The organism is Prevotella melaninogenica (genome assembly GCF_013267595.1).
GTDB lineage: Bacteria > Bacteroidota > Bacteroidia > Bacteroidales > Bacteroidaceae > Prevotella > Prevotella melaninogenica_D.
In genome coordinates this window covers 1,473,183-1,490,055 of record NZ_CP054011.1, presented here as the reverse complement: position 1 = coordinate 1,490,055, position 16,873 = coordinate 1,473,183, and the positions used below count along the sequence as shown (strand labels likewise).

The following is a 16,873-nucleotide window of genomic DNA, read 5'->3' as shown; positions in this document are numbered from 1 at the left end:
TTGTTGCTTTACTTATTTTGTATTACCTTTGTAGCGGTATGTATCAAATATTTTAAAGGAGAAGATGTTGTTTCCAGATTATATTTTTGAGACCAGCTGGGAAGTATGTAATAAGGTCGGAGGAATTTATACAGTACTTTCTACTCGTGCAAAGACATTACAAGAAAAGATAAAGGATCATGTTATCTTCCTTGGTCCTGACTGCTGGCAAGAGACACCGTCCCCTTACTTTAAGGAGGATAAGAAGCTATTTGCTGAATGGCAGCAGAAAGCCGCCTCTGAGGGTCTATCGGTAAAGGTAGGTCGTTGGGATATTCCTGGTGAGCCAATTGCTATGCTCGTTGATTTTCAGTCATGCTTTGATCATAAGGAAGAATTCTATGGTAAGCTTTGGGAGTATTATCGTGTTGATAGTCTTCATGCTTACGGCGATTATGATGAATCAGCAATGTTTGCTTATGCTACGGCACTTGTCGTAGAGAGTTTCTATAGATTCTATCTTAGTGAGAAAGATAAGGTTGTCTTCCATGCAAACGAATGGCAAACAGGCTTTTCCGCACTTGTATTACAGCATCGTTTGCCACAGATAGCATCTATCTTTACTACTCACGCAACGGGTATTGGGCGTAGTATAGCGGGTAATAACAAGCCCTTGTACGAATATCTCTGGGCATATAATGGTGATCAGATGGCTTCAGAGTTGAATATGGAGAGTAAGCATTCCATTGAGAAGCAGACTGCGTATTATGTTGATTGCTTCACGACTGTGAGTGACATCACTGCAACAGAATGTAAAGAGTTACTTGATAAACCAGTTGATTTGGTTCTCCCAAATGGTTTTGAGAACGACTTTGTACCAAAGGGTACAACCTTCACAAAGAAGCGCAAGGCAGCGCGTAAGCGTTTGCTTGATGTTGCCAATGCGTTGACAGGTGACGATATACAAGATGATGCGTTAATCGTATCAACCAGCGGACGATATGAGTTCCGCAATAAAGGTATTGATGTGTTCATAGAATCAATGAACCGCTTGCGTTATGATGAGAACTTGAAGAAGCAGGTTGTAGCCTTCATTGAGGTTCCAGGCTGGGTAGCGGGTCCACGTCAGGACCTTGTGGAGCGTCTCAACAGTGGTAAACAGTTTGACACACCATTGGAGAAGCCTGTACTTACGCACTGGCTCCACAATATGGACCATGACAATGTACTTAATATGCTCAGTTCTCTCGGTATAAACAATGCAAAGGGAGATAAGGTGAAGGTCATCCTCTTGCCTTGCTATCTGACAGGAGATGATGGTATTATGAATATGAGCTATTATGACCTTGTGTTGGGCAATGACCTCTGTGTCTATCCTTCATACTATGAGCCATGGGGCTATACACCATTAGAGTCAATAGCCTTTAAGGTACCTTGTATTACAACCGACCTTGCTGGTTTCGGTTTGTGGGCAAATACAGAGAAGGGAAAATATAGCGAGATAGAAGATGGTGTGAAAGTATTACATCGTACAGATTATAATTATTCAGAGGTAGCTGATGGTATTAAGGATACCATAGCCCGTTACTCTTGCTTTACGAAGACGGAGGTGAACAAGTGTCGTTCAAATGCCGAGAAGCTCTCTCGTAAGGCTCTTTGGAGTGAGTTTATCATCTATTATGAGCAGGCTTACGACATAGCATTAAAGAAAGCAGCTGCAAGAAACAAGTGATAACTGCTTAGTAACAAAATAACGAAATAACAGTCAAAACTATAATAAGTTATGAAAATTAAATCAGATTATTCCAACGAACCTCAGTGGAAAGAGGTAACTGTAAAGTCAACTCTGCCAAAGGAACTGGCATGTCTTGATGAGCTTGCTCACAATATGTGGTGGGCATGGAATTACGAAGCACGCAACATGTTCAAAGCTCTTGATGAGGAACTCTATGAAGAGGTTGGACATAATCCTGTCCAGCTCCTTGAGCGTCTTAGCTATGACCGTAAGGAAGCTATTGTAAAGGACAAAAAGCTGATGAAGCAGGTGAGTGATGTCTATAAGAAGTTCCGTACTTATATTGACGTTAAGCCTAATAAGAAACGTGCTTCTGTTGCTTACTTCTGTATGGAGTTTGGTCTTAACCAGGCTTTGAAGATTTATTCTGGTGGTCTTGGTATCTTGGCAGGTGACTACATTAAGGAGGCTTCTGACTCTAACGTAGACTTCTGTGCTGTAGGTTTCCTCTATCGCTTTGGCTACTTCACACAGAGTCTTTCTATGGATGGCCAGCAGATTGCTAAGTATGATGCACAAAACTTCAACTCTCTTCCTATTGAGCGTGAGCTCGATGAGAACGGCAATCAGGTTGTTGTTGATGTACCTTACCGCAACTATATGGTACACGCACTTGTATGGCGTGTAAACGTTGGACGTATTAAGCTTTACTTGCTCGATACAGACAACGATATGAACTCTGAGTTCGACCGTCCTATCACTCACTCTCTCTATGGTGGTGACTGGGAGAACCGTTTGAAGCAAGAGATTCTGCTCGGTATCGGTGGTATTCTTACTTTGAAGAAATTGGGTATCAAGAAGGATATCTATCACTGCAATGAAGGTCATGCAGCACTTTGCAACCTCCAGCGTCTTTGCGACTACATTGAGAGTGGCTTGACATTTAATCAAGCTATGGAGCTTGTACGTGCCTCATCACTTTATACCGTTCATACTCCTGTACCAGCAGGTCACGACTACTTCGACGAGGAACTCTTCGGCAAGTATATGGGTGATTATCCTGCTAAACTTGGTATCTCGTGGGATGAGTTCATCGGTATGGGGCGTACCAATCCTGATGATCACAGCGAGCGTTTCTGTATGAGTACCTTCGCTTGTAACACCTGTCAGGAGGTCAATGGTGTGTCAAAGCTTCACGGTTGGGTAAGTCAGAAGATGTTTGCTCCATTGTGGAAGGGTTACTTCCCAGAGGAGAATGCTGTAGGTTATGTAACCAATGGTGTACACCTCCCAACATGGACCGCAACAGAGTGGCGTAAGGTTTACGATAAGTACTTCGATGAAAGCTTCATGAGCGACCAGAGTAACGAGTCTATCTGGCATGCAATCTATAATGTTCCTGATTCAGAAATCTGGGAGACACGTATGGCATTGAAGCAGAAACTTATCAAGTATATCCGTGATAAGTTCACCAAGCAGTGGCTCCGCAACCAGGGTGATCCAGCTAAGGTGGTTTCTATCCTTGAGCGTATCAACCCTAACGCATTGATGATTGGTTTCTGCCGTCGCTTTGCAACGTATAAGCGTGCACACTTGCTCTTCACTGACCTTGAGCGTTTGGAGAAGATTGTAAATAACCCAGAGCGTCCTGTTCTGTTCTTCTTCTCAGGTAAGGCTCACCCAGCTGATGGTGCAGGACAGGGACTTATCAAGCGTATCTTTGAGATTTCACGTATGCCACAGTTCCTCGGTAAGATTATCTTCCTTGAGGATTACGATATGCAGTTGGCTCGTCGTCTCGTTTCTGGTGTTGATATCTGGATGAATACACCAACTCGTCCACTCGAGGCAAGTGGTACATCTGGTGAGAAGGCAGAAATGAACGGTGTTGTTAACCTCTCAGTACTTGATGGCTGGTGGGTTGAAGGCTACCGCGAGGGAGCTGGATGGGCATTGCCAGAGAAGCGTACCTATCAGAATCAGGGCTATCAGGACCAACTTGATGCAGCTACAATCTATGGTCTTCTCGAGAATGAGATTGCTCCTCTTTACTTCAATAAGAATCAAGATGGCTACTCAGAGGATTGGGTTAAGGTTGTAAAGAACTCTATTGCAACTATCGCTCCTCACTATACAATGAAGCGTCAGCTTGATGACTACTATGACAAGTTCTATGAGAGTCAGGCTAAGCGTTCTCATAAGCTCGAGGCTAATGACAATAAACTTGCTAAGGAGATTGCTCTTTGGAAGGAGTCTGTAGCAGAGCGTTGGGACAGCATCTATGTTGTTTCTAAGGACGAGGATGCACTGCAGGACATTTCTACAGGTCATAAGATTAAGGTTACTTACGTTATCGACGAGCAGGGCTTGAACAATGCTGTAGGTCTTGAGCTTGTATTCTTGAAGAATGCACCAGTTGATGACGTTAACATCCACAAGGTAATCCCATTCAAGATGGTGAAGACTGAGGGTAATCACTATACTTTTGAGGCTACTTTCGATGCAACAGAAGCAGGTGCTTACAAGTACGCTGTCCGTATGTGTCCTAAGAACGATCTCCTGCCACACCGTCAGGACTTCGCTTACGTGAAGTGGATTGGATAAAAATAGTCTGAGGACTACTCAATAAATAAAAGCCATTCCTATGCTCTGAAAAGGGTTGGGAATGGCTTTTTTGTGTGTTTATGCGAAGTATTTAGTTCTTTATCTTCTTTTCTTTTCCATACTTAATATATATCTATGTTCTTATTAACTACAAATGTGTTGTCAATCTTATACCAGATAAAACGAGTTTTTCAGCATGGAACTTTTGGAACATGTATATATTTCTTTGTTAGCTGATGATTTTACTCCATATCGTGTTTTAATTTCACAAGCCTTTTTCCACGGACTGCATACTCACTTTTGCGAGAATGTCCTAAACTTGAACGTTCGTTTAACCATTCTTCATACTCGAATAATATTACTATTTTCTTCAGTTTAGGAGTCCTTCCAATCACATGGTTATATAGATGCAATGCTATGGTATCTTCTGTTTTACTTGGTAAAGAATAGAAAGTTACAGAATCCTCTATTTCTACACAAAGCATATAGGCATAATTTTTATTCAAATTAACCAAACGTTGATGTAATGATTCACCGCTTTTATCTATATTGTATATGTTCCTACGCACGTAATCCCATCCCTCTTTTCCTTCCATTTCATTGAAGTACTCTTTCTCCTTGACAGATAGCTCTGGCTGATTCCCTGACGCTGGTCGGAATAGTGCAGCACATGAAAGATAGCATACACAAATAACCACAAAGGAAAGAATCAATATCCATATTACAACTCGTAAAATGTTCTTTGTCTTTATACTTCTTTTCTTTTTCATACCTAATATGTATCTACGTTCTTATTAACTACAAATGTGTTGTCAATCTTATGCCAGATAAAACGAGTTTTTCAGCATGGAACTTTTGGAATATGTATATATTTCTTTGTTAGCTGATGATTTCACTCCATATCGTGTTTTAATTTTACAAGCCTTTTTCCACGAACTGCATATTCACTTTTGCGAGAATGTCCTATGCTTGCCCGTTCATCTAAATCTTCTTCATAATTGAATATTATTTCTATTCTTCGTAGTTGAGGTGTTCTGTCAATCACATGATTATATAAATACAAGGCAATAGTGTCTTCTGTGTTTGCTGGTAATGAAAAAAATGTTGTAGAATCCTCAATATCAACACCGAATGAATATGCATAGATCTTATTAAATAAAACAGAATCATTGGGCAAAGGTTCTCCTTTTTCATTTATATTATAGATGTATCTATCTGGATTTTTCCAATTATTCCTTTTCTCCAACTCCTTGAAATAAGATTCTTCTTTTGATGAATACTTTGGCTGGTTGTTGGGCTTAGCTCTATGCAATGAGACCCACAGAATATAACGTGTGCAAGTACCCACAGAGAGGAGAATACAGCTCCATATTACAATTTGAAGGATAAATCTCTTCCTTGTTTTTCTTTTCTTTTCCATACTTAATATATGTCTATGTTCTTATTAACTACAATGTTATGCCATGTAAAACAGACTTTTCAGCACAGAATTCTCGGAACATATATTTTTTAACTGAAGATATTACTCTGTATCATGCTTTAATTTAACAAGCCTTTTACCATGGACAGCATACTCTTCTGTTCGTGAGTGTCCTATACTTGCACCATCTCCTAACCGTTCTACATAAGAGAAATCAATTACAATTCTCTTTAATCGAGGGCTTTTGTGGATAATGTGATTATATAAATGCAAGGTAATTGTGTCCTCAATCTTAATAGGTAAAGAGTAGAAAGTTGCGGAGTCTTCTATTTTTGTATGAAACATATAGGCATAATTTTTATTCAGATTAATTAAATGCTGATTTGAGGGATCTCCGTTTACCTCTATATTATATATGCTTCTTTGCACGTAATCCCACCCCTCTTTTCCTTCCATTTCATTGAAGTACTCTTTCTCCTTAGTAGATAGCTCTGGCTGATTCCCTGGCACAGGTCGGAATAGTGCAGCCCATGAAAGATAGGATACACAAATAACCACAAAGGAAAGAATCAATATCCATATTACAACTCGCAAAATGTTCTTTGTCTTTATACTTCTTTTCTTTTCCATACTTAATATATATCTATGTTCTTATTAACTACAACTGTGTTGCCAGTCTTATACCAGTTAAAACGAACTTTTCAGTACGGAACCCTTGGAATATATTTATCTTTTAACTGAATATATTACTCTGTATCGTGTTTTAATTTAACAAGTTTTTTCCCACGGACTGCATATTCACTTTTGCGAGAATGTCCTAAACTTGAACGTTCGTTTAACCATTCTTCATACTCGAATAATATTACTATTTTCTTTAGTTTAGGAGTCCTTCCAATCACATGGTTATATAGATGCAATGCTATGGTATCTTCTGTTTTACTTGGTAAAGAATAGAAAGTTACAGAATCCTCTATTTCTACACAAAGCATATAGGCATAATTTTTATTCAAATTAACCAAACGTTGATGTAATGACTCACCGCTTTTATCTATATTGTATACGTTCCTACGCACGTACTCCCATCCCTCTTTTCCTTCCATTTTATTGAAGTACTCTTTTTCCTTGACAGATAGCTCCGGCTGATTCCCTGGTACGGGTCGGAATAGTGCAGCCCATGAAAGATAGGATACACAAATAACCACAAAGGAAAGAATCAATATCCATATTACAACTCGCAAAATGTTTTTTGTCTTTATACTTCTTTTCTTTTCCATACTTAATATATATCTATGTTCTTATTAACTACAAATGTGTTGTTAATCTTATGCCCAATAAAACGAGTTTTTCAGCATGGAACTTTTGGAATATGTATATATTTCTTTGTTAGCTGATGATTTCACTCCATATCGTGTTTTAATTTTACAAGCCTTTTTCCACGAACTGCATATTCACTTTTGCGAGAATGTCCTATGCTTGCCCGTTCATCTAAATCTTCTTCATAGTTGAATATTATTTTTATTTTCTGCAGTTCTGGTGTTCTTTCAACCACATGATTATATAAATATAAGGCTATAGTGTCTTCTATTTTAGTAGGTAAGGAAAAGAAAGTTGTAGAGTCTTCTATCTTTATACCAAGGGAATATGTATAATCTTTGTTAAGAAAAACAGAATCATTGGGCAAAGGTTCTCCTTTTTCATTTATATTATAGATGTATCTATCTGGATTCTTCCAATTATTCCTTTTCTCCAACTCCTTGAAATAAGATTCTTCTTTTGATGAATACTTTGGTTGGTTATTAGGTTTAGGGCTACGCGGCAAGACCCACAGAATATAACGTGTGCAAGTGCCCACAGAGATGAGAATACAGGTCCACATTACAATCTGAAGGATAATTCTCTTCCTTGTTTTAGTTTTTCTTTCCTTTTCCATACTTAATATATGTCTATGTTTTTATTAACTACAACTGTGTTGTCTATCTTATGCCAGATAAAACGAGTTTTTCAGCATGGAACTTTTGGAATATGTATATATTTCTTTGTTAGCTGATGATTTCACTCCATATCGTGTTTTAATTTTACAAGCCTTTTTCCACGAACTGCATATTCTTCTGTTCGTGAGTGTCCAATACTTGCTCGTTCGTTTAAATCTTCTTCATAATTGAATATTATTATAATTTTCTTTAATCGAGGACTTTTGTGGATTATGTGATTATATAGATGCAATGCAATAGTGTCTTCTGTTTTATTTGGTAAAGAAAAGAATGTTATGGAATCATTTATTTTTGTACGAAACATATAAGCGTAATCTTTATCCAAATCAACTAAACGTTGATGTAATGATTCACCGCTTTTATTTATATTGTATACGCTCCTACGCACGTAATCCCACCCCTCTTTTCCTTCCATTTCATTGAAGTATTTTTTTTCTTTGACAGATAACTCCGGCTGATTCCCTGGCATAGGTCGGAATAGTGCAGCCCATGAAAGATAGCATACACAAATAACCACAAAGGAAAGAATCAATATCCATATTGCAAACCGTAAAATGTTCTTTGTCTTTATACTTCTTTTCTTTTCCATACTTAATATATATCTATGTTCTTATTAACTACAAATGTGTTGTCTATCTTATGCCAGATAAAACGAGTTTTTCAGCATGGAACTTTTGGAATATGTATATGTTTCTTTGTTAGCTGATGATTTTACTCCATATCGTATTTTAATTTTACAAGCCTTTTCCCACGAACTGCATACTCTTCTGTTCGTGAGTGTCCAATACTTGCTCGTTCGTCTATTCGTTCAATATAAGAGAAACCAATGATAATTCTCTGTAGTTCAGGATTTCTGTCAACTACATGATTATATAAATATAAGGCAATTGTATCTCCAGTTTTACTCGGTAACGAAAAGAATGTTGTGGAGTCTTTTATCTCAATACGAAGAGAATATGCATAGGGGGTGTTCAAAAAAACAGAGTCACTGACTAATGCTTTTCCTTTTTTATCAATATTATAAAGGTATCTACTTGGAGACTTCCAATTATCCTTTTTCTCCAACTCCTTGAAATAACATTCTTCTTTTGCTGAATACTCTGGCTGGTTGTTGGGCTTAGCTCTATGCAATGAGACCCACAGAATATAACGTGTACAAGTACCCACAGAGAATAGAATACAGGTCCACATTAGAATCTGAAGGATAATTCTCTTCCTTGTTTTAGTTTTTCTTTCCTTTTCCATACTTAATATATGTCTATGTTTTTATTAACTACAACTGTGTTGTCTATCTTATGCCAGATAATATTTCCATCAGCTATCATGTACACTGTTTTCCCTTTTAGCTTTTGAGGAATTACTTTTAGTTTTTTAAGCCTCTTAAGGATATTAAATATTTGAACATCAATAGTAGACCCATGTACTGTTTCAAACTTTGTGTTAAAGCTGATATACACTCCATATCTGTTTACTCCCTGTATTCTGTGATCGCCTACAATGGGATCTATGTGAAACTTTCGTTTAGGTTTTTTGATTGTAGATGGGTGAATTGGGCTTATATAGGAAAGTAGATATTCTTCTTCTTCAATATATCCTGCAGTTATCTGATAGCAGGGATAGTTTCCTTCAACAGTAAACTCGTCACCTTCATCTGCAGATAACATGACAGACTCACCAACTTTGTAACCTTTCTCTATAAGTGCCTTTGCCATGCCTGCAGCGTATGCAGCCCCTTCACTATGAGAAATAAAATAAAACTTTTCGTTTCCCACCCCTTTTGTTATTGCTGCTATATGTTGCATTGCAAATTTATATCCTTTTATTTTTCTATCATTTCCGCTCTGATCACCACCCAAAAGAGAACTTCCATCGACATAGAAAGGTTTGTCTTGATAATTATTATCTTTGAAATATTTTTGTGCATTTTCTATAAATTCTTTTAATATATTTCCGCCGCCAAGAAAATAAATCCAGTAATTCTCACTATCTTCCCCTGGTGACATATTAACAAGGTTCAACAATCTATTCCAATGCCCATTTACCAAGATCAGTTTAGGTCTGCCTGTTACTTTCAACTTCACGCTTCCAACTGCTTGTGGTGATGTAACTTTAATTATAGCCATCTTTTATTCTTTCCTTTTAAATTCAAAATCCTCTATAATAATCATCCCATTGTCATTAGTTTCTCCCGAACATGAGGCATGGTATACCCCTTCGTCGGTCTCTTCCTCAAAGTCGAACTGGACAGTTTGCCCTACGTTGTAATTACCAAGAACTAAATAGAGTTTTACAACTTCTCCAATAGGAAACTCTCTGCATTTCTCCCCATCTGGTTTTATCCAGTAGGCATCGTTGAGGTGCACATCTGTATCGGCTACTACTTCTGCCATCTTCATAGGTTCCTGTAAAGCCTTAGACCAAAGCCAGAATAGTCTCCTCTCAATCTTGATTCTTTTGTTGATTGTCATCTCCATCGGAGATATTTTCACGTAAGTAGTCATCCTGTCATCATCGAGTAGGTTGAACGTCTCTCGAAATTCTGTGATGTACGCTTTACTAAACTTAATCTGGCGAACAGGCATATCGCTCTTTGCATCATATATTTCTAATTGTCCCTCAGCAAGGGGAGTCTCTTCAGTCTTCATCATCAATTCCAGAATGAAGTTGTCAGCAGGCGTATTCATCTGTATACACAGCTGTCCGTCACCAGGCAAGGTATTTCTGGGGTGACCATTCCAGCCTGTGGATAGGTAAAAACTCTGGTTGAGCAGTTCAATGTCATAATGATGACCGTTAAGTGTTAGTTGCGCTGTTGCAGGCATAGACTGTCAGTTTTTATATTTCTACAAAAATAATATTTTTCTTCTGAAAAACAAAGTATTCGGAAGATATTTTCTACCTTTCAGATTACTTTATACGGCACGACGGATGTCGTCCGTCTACGGTTTTTCGTTCTATGCCTTTCTGTAGATTTTGCGATAACGTGAACCGATGTTAATGATTTTCTTTTCACGTTCTAACTGTGCTGTAAGTTGATAGGCGTAGGTTGTAGAAAGGTTCAGACGGCGACGGAGGTCGTTAACAGTGATTATCGGACTCTCTTCAAACAACTCTTTTAGTGCAGCGTTAACGGCTGATTTTATAGGAAGTGTGGATGTACCGTCTTTGTAGGTTTTGTTTTCAAAAATCATCTTTCCTAACGCTTCGTGAAAATCCTTATCGGGGCGGAATCTAATTTTGCGCACAGCAACATTACGGAGATGGTGACGATGCGTCTTAGGGTCTTCGTACATGTCGCCTTTAAGGGCAAGCGAGAAGAATCCAATGCCCAGTAGATGGACTGTATTCCCACTTTTTAGCTCCTCTGCTAATTCTGTTTTTAATGCAGCGATAGTCCCGAGAATGTCGGCTGTTGTAAGCGTTGTTGCTTGTTGGATATGCTGACAGATTCTCTCTATTCCCGTGACATCTTTCTTGATAGGTACGATTCTTAGTGCTTTACGTTGTGCGAGTTTACCGCTTGTTCTTAATAGTTTGTAATTTACAGTCATAGCTTTACGTTTGTAATAAGGGTTAATAATCATCTTTTTCGTGAGCCGTTAGTGTGTGAAACGAGTCTCTATAATCACATACTTTTAGCTTAGGCAGAATTCTTTTCACGAAAGAAAGAAATTATTTACGTGAAAATAAATCTTTCTTTTCATGAAGAAAAATATTTCTTTTCATGAAAATAATTCGTGATTCATGCTGCAAAGATACTGTTTCAATGGTTGCTTGGCAAGTATAAGCTATGTAGTAATCTGTGTATTTGTGCTATTTTGCGTGGGTGTAGATTTGGGATGGGTAGGTAAAAGGGTAAAAGAAAAGCTCTCAGACCAGCGTGGGGTATGGTCTGAGAGCTATGGTTTGAAAGTAACCCCCTATTGATTTACTTTCCGAGTGTACTTTATAGAAGGGGGATGATAAATATATGTAATGATATAAAATATTTTTTTACCACACGAACTTGTATTGATGGCTACCGCTTGTCATTGCAGTTGGGAAACCATTACTATTGACAGTCCACGTAAAGTTGTTTTTGTTGCCGTTCTTATCAATAAGCTGTAGAGGCAAGTTCTTAGTTGCTTTTCCAAGCAATCCTGCATAGTAGGCGTATTTCATTGCGCCAATGTCAATACCAAACGTTGTATTGAAGAGCATAATGTTACCCTTGTTCACTATAGGAGTAGGGGTGGCAGTTGACGTATAAGCAACTTTGCAAGTATCTTTTTTTCTTGTTGTTGTTTGTGAGACGATAGTTTTTGTCTCTATTTCAGAGATGTTGCTATCTTTATAAGTCAAAGTAAATTTTTTGTAGTCATCTGCTGAATGGATTATATTAATTAGTTGGTCATTATCGTTATAAGTGAACCTCCATGTATCTTCCTTTGTATTTTCCTTTTGCTCTATCATGCATCCTCTAACAAAACCGTTGTTGTTCAGATACATTATATAGACTGTTGCTTTCCCATTACGTTCTACTTTCATGAAGACATTTGGGATTACAATAGCACGTGTTTTTGTATTAATGTATTTGAAAGATACCATTTCATCCTTAGTCTTAATACTTGTAACTAATCCTCTTTCATCTGTTTGGATAGTCATACTGTCCACCTCTTTAGGCATGCCATTAGTGAATACCTTTGAAAGGTCAATTGTTACAGGATCTGGCCGGCGATCAATAATCCAGTCATCATCGTTTTTGTTACTGCATGATGAAAAAAAAGATGTTGCACCTATTACTGCTGCAGTAAGAAGTGCGATTGTAATAGTCTTTTTCATTGTCCCGTTTTTGTGTTATAATTAGTAATTGGCACATTCTTGTCAACTCATTGGCTTGTGCTTTTGTTCTCTGTTGCAAATATATAAATTTATTTTTTCAGTGATATGTTTCTATACTATAATTTTATTAGTTTAGGGTGAAAAAGTCAGCAATTAGCTTTATATCATAGCTTCGCTTTGTTCTGTGTTTCTTTTAGAACATTTCCCTTCGATAGTCACCCGTCAATAATTCCTGTTGTAGAAAAGCGTATGTATAGCCCGGACTTTGATAATACAATCCTGTTGATTGGTCCTGAATACGGCTGTAAGTGTCAGAGTTATAGAGCATATCAATTGCTTCGGGCATAGTACAATGTCTGTCTTTCATCAATAAGGCTATAAGTTCTGCACATACATCCTCTTTCATCATATCAATCTGTTCATCAGTTAGTTTCATAATTTCTTTAGTTTTGATATTGCTAATTCAGTTCCGAAGTAATATTGAAATGTTATACCTTGTGAGTACTTCAGTTCGTTGACGAGTTGTTCCAGACTTATCATCCCTGTTTTATATCGTCGTAGTTGAAAGGTTACACCATCATCAGCGATAGGTCCATAAACAATATCATAGTTATGGCAAGGTTGTTCTATGTTGATGTCTCTGTTCTTAAGAACAAAATTAGCCCATTCCTTGCTGTATTTTTCAAAGCGCAGAATCTTTAAGCTGTTATCATCAAGTATTGTCTCATCAAATTGGTATTTATTGAGTGTAGGCTTTCCTTCAAGTAAGATTGATGTTCTTTGTTCTGCCATGCGTTGTGCCTGCTGCTTATCGGCTGACAGATAAAAGCCTTTGCCAAAGTCCTTGTATGGTTTGGACTTTGTAAGATCAATCTTGTCAATATCAACATTAGAACCATGATAGAGAATCATAGGCTTTATCATTTTAGTGCACCGCCATTCCTCTGACAGATGATAGAAATGTCATGAATAGCATCCTCAAAGGACTGTGTGTGCAGAACATCATAAAAGGACATCAAGTAGTCTATTCCCTTAAAACGCTTAAGGTAATTGTATGCCTGTCGCTGACCAAGATTAAACTTTTTGGCAAACTCTGCTATTAAAGCGACGATGTAGCGTATTTGATTTGTTTCCTCTCTTGACATACTTTGTTCATTATATTCACGACAAATATATGAATTATTTTCCGAAATACTACTATCTGTCTACGAAAAGTTTATAGCAATGCAGGTTAATTGGCTTGGTTGATAAGGTTCACCACTACCTTTACCATTATATCCTTTTCCTCTGTTTTGTTCTCGGCAATCATGAGAGTGAGGGCAACGAGTGTGTTGTCAGCAATTCGTTTGGTGCCATCGGGATGATAGAGGATGGCATTGTTGTTCATAAACCATAGGAAGAGAGTGGCTGCAATGCGCTTGTTACCATCACTGAAAGAGTGGTTCTTGGTGACAAGATAGAGAAGCATAGCCGCTTTCTCCTCCACACTCGGATAAAGTTCTGTGCCATCGAAGGTCTGATAGATTTGTCCGATAGAACTTTTGAAGGACTCATCCTTCTCATTACCAAAGAGTACAGAACCACCAAACTTCTGTCGAAGTATATCTATCTCGTGCATAGCATTCTCATATGTGGCATGGAAGGGTTCTTCTTTGGTAGTCTTGGCGATATGGAGTCGCTGGTAATCATAGTTGTCGAGTGTGTCGAGTGCGTAGGTATAGTCCACTACAACATCAAAGAGTGCATTGCTTTCGTCCGTCGTCTTTGCAGGTTGTTGCTGGATAGTTCTGCCTAAGACTTGTATGAGTTGGCGCAATTCTGCAATCTGATGTTTGCGAATATCCTCATTGATAGCATAGCCTTTGACAAGATATTGCTTGAGAACAGAGTTTGCCCATTGGCGGAAACGGATACCCCTCTTCGTATTTACTCGATATCCCACAGATATAATCATGTCGAGATTATAGTAATTTACCCTGCGATGGATGGTTCTTGCCCCTTCTGATTGAACTGTCAAGTAATCCTTGACAGTTGCCTCTTTCTCCAGTTCACCTTCTTTGTAGATATTGTTGATGTGTAGGCTTACATTCTGCTTGCTTGTTTGAAATAGTTCTACCATCTGAGCCTGCGTAAGCCATACCGTTTCTCCTTCCAACTTCACATCAAGTTGGGTCTTACCATCTTCACTTTGATAGATGATAATTTTGTCGTTTAGGTTTTCAGTCATGTTGTTTAGGTTTATAGTTGTTAGTCGATAGGCGAGGGATGGTCTAATCCCTCGTCAGTTTACGACTCATATAACGTACGGGATACCACACAGAAAGCCAGCCAACAAGGATAACTGTGAGGAAGATTGTGATGATATCTTCTGGATGAACGCTAATAGGATAGGCATTGACAACAAAGTTTCCTGCTTGATCACCGAGCTGTACAAGACCGTATGTCTGCTGTAACCAGCAAAGTAATAAGCCGAGCACAATACCGATAACAGCACCAGCAGCAGAAATCATTCTACCTTCAAAGAGGAAGATACGACGTATCTGACTATCTGTTGCACCGAGGTTACGCAGGGTGATGACGTCATTCTTCTTGTCGATGATGAGCATAGAGAGTGAACCAATGATGTTAAAGCACGCCACCATAAGGATAAACGTGAGGAAGATATAGGCAAAGAGCTTCTCTATACGCATGATATTAAACGTGTCAGCTTGCTGCTCATAGCGATCTAATACCTTATATTTATCACCGAGAAGGGTTTGTATTTCGTCCTTTGCCTTGTCAATGTCGACACCCAGTTTCATGCGTAACTCAAGAGAAGTCATTTCTCCCTGTCGGTTGAAGATACGACGTGCAAAGTCGAGAGAGGTAATGATATAACCCTTGTCATACTTCATCTGCTTTACTTGGAAGAGTACTCCCGGAGATATCAATGAGTCTTTTACGAAGGCATCTGTAGGATTAGAAGCATCATACTGTCCTTCACGCTGGGGCGCATAGATGTGTAAGTAGTCTGGCCATGCAACTCCAGTACCGAGGTCTTGTGCCAATCTAATACCGAGAACCCCATATTGTAGATTGGCTGTATGAAGTCTAAAGTCACCCTCACCATATAGAATATTGCTGATATGTGTCAGCGAATCGAAGTTATCCTCCACACCCTTCACATTGACCATGGCTTGTTTGTCGTGATAAATAGCCAATGCTTGGTCCTCTACACATTCTGTAGCCACCTCTACTGAAGGTAGTTTTTTAACCTTTAAAAGTAAGGGGGCGTTAGCCGACATAGCCTTACCCTTTGCTGCTTCAATCTTTATTTGTGGATCGAAGTTGGTAAAAAAGGACGCTACAAGGTCTGAGAATCCATTAAATCCGCTCAATACAACGACCAATGCCATTGTTGCTACAGACACACCGAGTACGGAGATGAGGCTGATAACGTTAATAGCATGTGTACTCTTCTTTGAAAAGAGGTAACGGCGGGCAATGTAAAAAGGGAAGTTCATGATGGGTGTTGGGTGTTGAATGTTGGGTGATGATGGGTAGGGTGTTAGGTGTTGAATGATGGGTGTGTAGGGTGATGGGTGTTGAATGTTGGGTGTTGATGAATTGATAAATGGGGGTGGTGAGTTTCTGAATAGGCTTTGGTACCTATCTACTAATCGTTAACACCAACCTCTTAATACTTATCAACAATTCATCAACACCCAACATTCAACACCCATCACCCACCTCCTACTTCTTTAGTAACTCATCAATACGCTCCAAATAGTCGAGGGAGTCGTCAATGAAGAAGCGGAGTTCAGGGATGATACGCAGCTGATTATGCACGCGCTGACCTAAGTCATAGCGGATAGTCTTCTCATTGGCATTGATGTTTTTCAGTATTTCGTCTCCCTTTTCAGATGGGAAAATACTGAGGTAGGCGGTACAGATACTGAGGTCTGGGCTCACCTTTACGCGTGTTACACTAACCAAAACACCATGCATCATGCGTGTCTGTGTTTGGAAAATACTTGCTAACTCCTTCTGAAGGAGACGTGATATGCGGTTTTGTCTTGTCTCTTGCATTGTCTTATCTATTTATTGTTTTATCCTGCAAAGGTACTGAAAGTTTGAAAAAAACACAAACTTTTATGCTGGCTGTTAGGTGTTGGGTGTTGGATAATGGGTGTTGGGTGGTGATGAAATGCGGATGTTTGGGGATGGAAGTTGGGCTTTGGATGTTTGGTGTTGAGGCTCTGCACATGTGGTGCGAACGCCCCGCACGTGTGGTGCGGATGGTAAGCACCAGTGGTGTTGAGGGCTAACCACATTGCTATCGGT

The 16,873-nt window shown here is 38.8% G+C and carries 20 protein-coding genes; 3 read left to right on the top strand and 17 right to left on the bottom strand.

The features are described from left to right. The first annotated feature begins 64 nt into the window (after positions 1 to 64). Entirely contained in the window at positions 65 to 1,711 is a 1,647-nt protein-coding gene (locus FIU21_RS11435; RefSeq protein ID WP_004361073.1) for a glycogen/starch synthase, read from the top strand. A gap of 51 nt (positions 1,712 to 1,762) precedes the next feature. After that, a complete protein-coding gene (gene glgP, locus FIU21_RS11430; protein WP_004361072.1) occupies positions 1,763 to 4,318 on the top strand; it encodes an alpha-glucan family phosphorylase in 2,556 nt (851 codons plus the stop codon). Between the two features lie 242 nt (positions 4,319 to 4,560). On the opposite strand, the gene FIU21_RS11425 is transcribed toward glgP, so the two are convergent. From FIU21_RS11425 to rbfA, 17 genes are all read right to left on the bottom strand, one after another. Then, a complete protein-coding gene (locus FIU21_RS11425) occupies positions 4,561 to 5,088 on the bottom strand; it encodes a hypothetical protein (protein WP_004361071.1) in 528 nt (175 codons plus the stop codon). Positions 5,089 to 5,210: 122 nt separating this feature from the next. Further along, positions 5,211 to 5,738 carry a hypothetical protein gene (locus FIU21_RS11420; protein WP_004361070.1) on the bottom strand — a complete coding sequence of 176 codons (528 nt, stop codon included), beginning with the start codon at positions 5,736 to 5,738 and terminating at the stop codon, positions 5,211 to 5,213. A 102-nt stretch (positions 5,739 to 5,840) separates the two neighbouring features. After that, positions 5,841 to 6,368 (bottom strand): hypothetical protein, encoded by a 528-nt coding sequence (locus FIU21_RS11415; protein ID WP_004361069.1) that lies wholly within the window; start codon positions 6,366 to 6,368, stop codon positions 5,841 to 5,843. Positions 6,369 to 6,484: 116 nt separating this feature from the next. Beyond that, on the bottom strand, positions 6,485 to 7,012 hold the full coding sequence (locus FIU21_RS11410) for a hypothetical protein (RefSeq protein WP_004361068.1): 528 nt from the start codon (positions 7,010 to 7,012) through the stop codon (positions 6,485 to 6,487). Between the two features lie 122 nt (positions 7,013 to 7,134). After that, positions 7,135 to 7,668, bottom strand: a complete 534-nt coding sequence (locus FIU21_RS11405; RefSeq protein WP_004361067.1) for a hypothetical protein — start codon at positions 7,666 to 7,668, stop codon at positions 7,135 to 7,137. A 122-nt stretch (positions 7,669 to 7,790) separates the two neighbouring features. After that, positions 7,791 to 8,318 (bottom strand): hypothetical protein, encoded by a 528-nt coding sequence (locus FIU21_RS11400; RefSeq protein ID WP_172891396.1) that lies wholly within the window; start codon positions 8,316 to 8,318, stop codon positions 7,791 to 7,793. A 122-nt stretch (positions 8,319 to 8,440) separates the two neighbouring features. Beyond that, on the bottom strand, positions 8,441 to 8,974 hold the full coding sequence (locus FIU21_RS11395; RefSeq protein ID WP_004361066.1) for a hypothetical protein: 534 nt from the start codon (positions 8,972 to 8,974) through the stop codon (positions 8,441 to 8,443). Positions 8,975 to 8,976: 2 nt separating this feature from the next. After that, entirely contained in the window at positions 8,977 to 9,852 is an 876-nt protein-coding gene (locus FIU21_RS11390; protein WP_004361065.1) for a hypothetical protein, read from the bottom strand. A gap of 3 nt (positions 9,853 to 9,855) precedes the next feature. Next, positions 9,856 to 10,551 carry a type VI secretion system tube protein TssD gene (gene tssD / locus FIU21_RS11385; RefSeq protein ID WP_004361064.1) on the bottom strand — a complete coding sequence of 232 codons (696 nt, stop codon included), beginning with the start codon at positions 10,549 to 10,551 and terminating at the stop codon, positions 9,856 to 9,858. 132 nt (positions 10,552 to 10,683) lie between these two features. After that, positions 10,684 to 11,313 carry an HU family DNA-binding protein gene (locus tag FIU21_RS11380; RefSeq protein ID WP_455657077.1) on the bottom strand — a complete coding sequence of 210 codons (630 nt, stop codon included), beginning with the start codon at positions 11,311 to 11,313 and terminating at the stop codon, positions 10,684 to 10,686. Between the two features lie 409 nt (positions 11,314 to 11,722). Continuing rightward, positions 11,723 to 12,550, bottom strand: a complete 828-nt coding sequence (locus tag FIU21_RS11375) for a DUF4595 domain-containing protein (RefSeq protein ID WP_004361062.1) — start codon at positions 12,548 to 12,550, stop codon at positions 11,723 to 11,725. Between the two features lie 193 nt (positions 12,551 to 12,743). Continuing rightward, complete coding sequence (locus FIU21_RS11370) at positions 12,744 to 12,986, bottom strand: hypothetical protein (protein ID WP_004361061.1); 243 nt, start codon at positions 12,984 to 12,986, stop codon at positions 12,744 to 12,746. Continuing rightward, entirely contained in the window at positions 12,983 to 13,462 is a 480-nt protein-coding gene (locus tag FIU21_RS11365) for a DUF3990 domain-containing protein (RefSeq protein ID WP_036886721.1), read from the bottom strand. Before FIU21_RS11365 ends, FIU21_RS11370 begins: the two co-directional genes overlap by 4 nt. An 8-nt stretch (positions 13,463 to 13,470) precedes the next feature. Beyond that, the gene (locus FIU21_RS11360; RefSeq protein ID WP_004361059.1) at positions 13,471 to 13,695 is read right to left on the bottom strand and encodes a DUF3791 domain-containing protein; all 225 of its coding nucleotides are present in this window, start codon (positions 13,693 to 13,695) and stop codon (positions 13,471 to 13,473) included. Positions 13,696 to 13,781: 86 nt separating this feature from the next. Then, positions 13,782 to 14,777 carry a virulence RhuM family protein/type II toxin-antitoxin system death-on-curing family toxin gene (locus tag FIU21_RS11355; protein WP_004361058.1) on the bottom strand — a complete coding sequence of 332 codons (996 nt, stop codon included), beginning with the start codon at positions 14,775 to 14,777 and terminating at the stop codon, positions 13,782 to 13,784. Positions 14,778 to 14,820: 43 nt separating this feature from the next. Continuing rightward, positions 14,821 to 16,053 (bottom strand): FtsX-like permease family protein, encoded by a 1,233-nt coding sequence (locus FIU21_RS11350; protein WP_004361057.1) that lies wholly within the window; start codon positions 16,051 to 16,053, stop codon positions 14,821 to 14,823. A 229-nt stretch (positions 16,054 to 16,282) separates the two neighbouring features. Further along, complete coding sequence (rbfA, locus tag FIU21_RS11345; RefSeq protein ID WP_004361056.1) at positions 16,283 to 16,618, bottom strand: 30S ribosome-binding factor RbfA; 336 nt, start codon at positions 16,616 to 16,618, stop codon at positions 16,283 to 16,285. Between the two features lie 65 nt (positions 16,619 to 16,683). Between rbfA and FIU21_RS11340 the strand changes: the two genes are divergently transcribed. Further along, a complete protein-coding gene (locus FIU21_RS11340; protein WP_155812519.1) occupies positions 16,684 to 16,857 on the top strand; it encodes a hypothetical protein in 174 nt (57 codons plus the stop codon). Positions 16,858 to 16,873: the final 16 nt, after the last annotated feature.